The 492-nt window shown below is 60.0% G+C and carries 1 protein-coding gene; it reads left to right on the forward strand.

Annotated elements, in window-relative coordinates:
* Positions 1-353, forward strand: a 353-nt coding sequence (locus ADK28_RS19390) for a YagK/YfjJ domain-containing protein (RefSeq protein ID WP_048796422.1), incomplete at its 5' end; no start/stop codon positions are given.
* Positions 354-492: the final 139 nt, after the last annotated feature.

The following is a 492-nucleotide window of genomic DNA, read 5'->3' on the forward strand; positions in this document are numbered from 1 at the left end:
TCTGGCCGACCACGCTGCGCTTTGTCTGGGCGCGGGAGTTCGGCGAAATCAAAGGGAAGAAGCACTACCACGCGGTGCTGTTGCTGAACCGAGATACGTGGTGCGGGCCGGGGGATTACCAGGACCCGGAAACGCTCGCCGGCATGATTAAACAGGCGTGGTGCAGCGCCCTGAAGGTGGATGCGCAGGCTCATGCCGTTCTGGCCCGCTTCCCGAAGCACCCGGTGTCCTGGCTGACGCGCGGTGATGATGCTCAGTTGCAACAGGCACTGGCGCAGGCCGCTTACCTTGCCAAACGCGAAACCAAAGAGACCGGTGACGGTGAGCGTAACTTCGGCTGCAGCCGGGGCTGAACGTACCTGCACGCTGAAATTCAGCCGGCCTGATGATACGTGGCCGGTAATTTTTAACAGGAAATCCCTATCCTCTGAGGAGAACCGGCATGTCCATGATTCAGTGACACCGGACGTCTCCCGACAACCATTCCTCAGA

The organism is Serratia sp. 506_PEND (assembly GCF_001076875.1).
GTDB lineage: Bacteria > Pseudomonadota > Gammaproteobacteria > Enterobacterales > Enterobacteriaceae > Serratia > Serratia marcescens.